Origin of the sequence: Succinivibrio faecicola (assembly GCF_019448115.1) — a bacterium.
GTDB lineage: Bacteria > Pseudomonadota > Gammaproteobacteria > Enterobacterales > Succinivibrionaceae > Succinivibrio > Succinivibrio faecicola.
Genome location: NZ_JAGFNY010000060.1, coordinates 1 through 3867, shown reverse-complemented (window position 1 = coordinate 3867; position 3867 = coordinate 1). Strand labels below are relative to the sequence as shown.

The window sequence follows — 3867 nt, the reverse complement described above, 5'->3', positions numbered from 1 at the left end:
TCTTATGCGTTTTTTTTTAACTTTTTGTATATATCTTACTTTGATCGTCTATCTAGATTTGCAAAGTTTGGGTTTTATGGCTCTTATTTTTTCGACCACCTCGAAGATTATCAAATATTCATTGAATATCATACCTAAAAGCTTATCTAGAATGCTCTTTAATCTATAACCAGACTTATCTTCAGAGTTCAGAAAAAACAACTCCTCATCATTTTTAATAAAAGTGTGATAATTTACTATCAAAACACCTATAAACGTGTGATTATATTATCCTAAAACAGTTATAAAAACGTGATCGTTTATAATTACTCACTTATATAGAATACAATTTTCTTTTTATATAGACCTTATAAATAACCACTTTAACACATAAATTACTTCTGCAAAATATATTTACACAAGTCATTTTCTTATTGCTATAATTATTTAATAATTGTGTGATTTTTTAGGTAAAATACTATATAAAAGTGTGATGATAGACTTATGGAACGATTGGTATTAAATAAATTGCTAGAGTGGAAGAACTCTGAATTCAGGAAGCCACTACTTCTTAAAGGCGTACGACAGGTTGGCAAAACTTGGATTTTAAAAGAGTTCGGTAAACGTTATTATAAAAACACCGCTTACTTCAACTTTGATGAGAGTCCTGAGTACAAACAATTTTTTGAAACCACCAAGGATGTTAAGCGGATCCTAGATAATCTAATCATGGCTAGCGGTCAAGATATTGAGAAGAATAATACCTTAATTATATTCGACGAGATTCAAGACTGTCCTAATGTTATCAATTCTCTAAAATATTTCTGCGAGAATGCACCAGAATACCATTTAGCTTGTGCGGGCTCTCTTCTTGGTGTTGCATTAGCTAAACCTTCATCTTTTCCTGTAGGTAAAGTTATTTTTTTACAAATAAATCCGATGTCGTTCACTGAGTTTTTAATGGCAAATAACGATTTGAACTTAGTAAATTTCATGGACTCAATTGATGAGATCACTCCAATTGCTGATGCATTTTTTAACCCTCTTTATGAGAAATTAAAGATGTACTTTGTAACAGGTGGTATGCCAGAGTCTGTGCTCATGTGGACAGAAAATAAAAAAGTTCAAAAAATACAAGAGGCTCTATCAAACATACTCCAATCTTATGAAGCAGATTTTGGTAAACATCCTAATGTAAATGAATTTCCAAAAATCACTTTGATATTTAAATCTATTCCGTCTCAACTAGCCAAAGAAAACAAAAAGTTCCTATTTAAAGTAGTAAAAGAAGGTGCTAGGGCAAGAGAATATGAGGATGCATTACAGTGGCTTGTGAATGGTCAATTAGTCCATAAGATCTACAGATGTAATAAACCAAACCTCCCTATAGCAGCCTATGACGATTTGTCAGCTTTTAAAATCTATCTTTCTGATGTAGGGCTTTTAAGACGACTTTCACAACTTGATCCTAGCGCATTTATTGAAGGTAATAGATTGTTTACAGAGTTTAAAGGAGCTTTAAGTGAAAACTATGTCTTACAAGCATTAGTAAATCAGTTTGAAGTTACACCAAGATATTGGTCTCAAAACAATCCACCTTATGAAGTAGATTTTTTAATTCAGAGAGCAAACGATATTTTTCCAATTGAAGTTAAAGCAGATACAAACACTAAAGCTACTAGCTTAAAAAAGTACAAGGAATTATTTAAAGAGCAAACCAAGCTTAGAGTACGTTTCTCATTAGACAATTTAAGACTAGATGAGGATATGCTAAATATTCCGCTGTTTCTTGCAGATAAAGCTGATAAGTTAATTTCTCTAGCATTAAAGCAAAGACAACTTTAAGAGATTGTTGTCTTATTAAAGCATGAGTTTCAAGCAACCTTTCGTGCATTTTAAGATATGCACGAAAGCAAAATACCTGTTTGTCAAGCTTTGATTATCAACAAATTAAATCAGACCGATATTCCTTTTGTAAAACTCATCATAAGCTTGTTGTAGCTTTACAAGAGATTGATGATCTTTACCTCCAACAGCTTTCCCGTCAATCTCATAAGCACCAATGCAAAAGCCACCAGAGCTACTTACAATGATTTCATCTGCGTTAAATAATTCATCTAAAGTGAAGGCTTTAATCTTAGTCTTTAAACCAACTGTTGGAGCTAGTTTCAAAAGATGCTTTAGAGTTACACCTGGTAGGATGTAGTTATCTAACTCGTGAGTTTGTAGCACACCATCCTTTAGTATTAGTACATTAGAATGAGCACACTCTGTGACAATGCCTTTTCTGTGGAATACAGTCTCAAAGCAGTTCTTTTCTACACAACGCTGAGCTACCATGACATTTGGTATTAAGTTTAAAGTCTTAATATTGCAATGCTCATATCTGGTGTCTTCCATGGTGATTAAGCGAGCACGAGTATCAAAAGGTACCAGCTCAAGTGGAACTGATATTATCAAAAGATTTGGTTTTACCTCTTTTGGTGGAAAGGCATGAGAGCGAACACCACAACCACGAGTGCACTGCCAGTAGATCATGCCATGATCACACTCATTAGCTTCTATACACTTGTTAAGCTCTATAGTTAATTCCTCACGACTCATCTTAAACTCAATTTCTAAGAGCTTACAGCTATTGTAAAATCTATCTAAGTGATCGTTTAGTGCAAAGATATGCTGATTACAAAAGGTTGTAGCGTCATAACAGCCATCACCAAAGTAAATAGATCTATCTGACATAGGGATGGTCATTTCCTCATATGGACCAATCTTGCCGTTGTAGTATCCGACATATTTCATTTGCACTCACCTATACTGACAAAGATGACTACAAGTCATCTTTGTACATCTTAAAACTAAAGAAAGTTATATTACCAAAACCAAAGGCAATTACAAAGATTATAGTGCCAGATGTTTTAGATTTAGTTAACTTAAGAAAATAAATTATGCTTTTGTAGTTACAATGTGCAAAGATGGCATTTATATGCGGTTTTATTGAATATTTATTTTTATTTGATGTGCGGTGAAAAAACTTTACTTTTTACACTTTTAAACAAATACAAAGGCTAAAGTAAGCTTTAGGTAGGACTTTAGCCTTAGGATTTCATCTTACCTGATAGTCTCATGACAACTTCATGGTAACCTACAATTAACTACAGCAAATAAATCTTTGACTGTAGCAAGTGCAGTATTTTTCTTGTTCGAAAATAGACTTAATTTAATGCAATAATCTAACATCCACCAAGAGTTAATTGACGTTACTTTATTCTATAGTAATTAGATTTGTCTATCACAGGCGCTTCTCCTTCAATTGAGAAATATAAAAATCTTGGAGTTCAGACATCTTAATTACGCTTAGTAATCTATTAACGGTATCGTGGGAGATGTTATGATCTGGAAAGCCAGGAATGCTTTCTTTTAGAAAGTCTCTGTTGTCTTCCCAATAATCAGCAACCGCAACACAGCTATTGTTGCCACATACCCAAGCGATGATAATGCCAAAAAGAGTCGGCAATAAAGGATATTTCACCTTTACCTTTTGTCTTGTATCAGTAACGACGAGTTTCCCCATCATTACCTCTACTGCGTCTCTTAATGCCATTAAACTCTTTCCTACAATTATCAACTACAGTGATTGTAGCTAAAGAGGAAATGAATTAATAGATCTAAATTGTATGCGCTTTTGCGATTGAATTTTTAAAGAACACCTTGCTGCTATGAGCTTTGGTTTGCACAAATTATTGTTAAAATTTCATGCGTAGCCCCTGATCTAAGTGTGAGCAACCTCTCACTTTTAGTATAAAAAAAAAGCTACGGTGACCAAATGAAGCGGACATTGGTCACATTTGTCTAAAATTATAAATGGCTGTAGTTAGCGTACAGTCTGCT

Annotated in this window: 3 protein-coding genes; 1 reads left to right on the top strand and 2 read right to left on the bottom strand. The window is 33.5% G+C overall.

All coding sequences use genetic code 11. From position 1 onward, the window contains the following. The first annotated feature begins 483 nt into the window (after window positions 1-483). Window positions 484-1824: an ATP-binding protein gene (locus J5V48_RS09505; RefSeq protein ID WP_219938365.1), complete on the top strand. Its 1341-nt coding sequence runs from the start codon at window positions 484-486 to the stop codon at window positions 1822-1824. 105 nt (window positions 1825-1929) lie between these two features. On the opposite strand, the gene J5V48_RS09500 is transcribed toward J5V48_RS09505, so the two are convergent. After that, window positions 1930-2778 (bottom strand): aminotransferase class IV, encoded by an 849-nt coding sequence (locus J5V48_RS09500; protein WP_219938363.1) that lies wholly within the window; start codon window positions 2776-2778, stop codon window positions 1930-1932. A 490-nt stretch (window positions 2779-3268) separates the two neighbouring features. After that, on the bottom strand, window positions 3269-3580 hold the full coding sequence (locus J5V48_RS09495; RefSeq protein WP_219938361.1) for a transposase family protein: 312 nt from the start codon (window positions 3578-3580) through the stop codon (window positions 3269-3271). Window positions 3581-3867: the final 287 nt, after the last annotated feature.

Coding starts and splice junctions, on each gene's coding strand:
- J5V48_RS09505 (WP_219938365.1), top strand. CDS start 484: ATGGAACGATTGGTATTAAATAAATTGCTAGAGTGGAAGAACTCTGAA.
- J5V48_RS09500 (WP_219938363.1), bottom strand. CDS start 2,778: ATGAAATATGTCGGATACTACAACGGCAAGATTGGTCCATATGAGGAA.
- J5V48_RS09495 (WP_219938361.1), bottom strand. CDS start 3,580: ATGGCATTAAGAGACGCAGTAGAGGTAATGATGGGGAAACTCGTCGTT.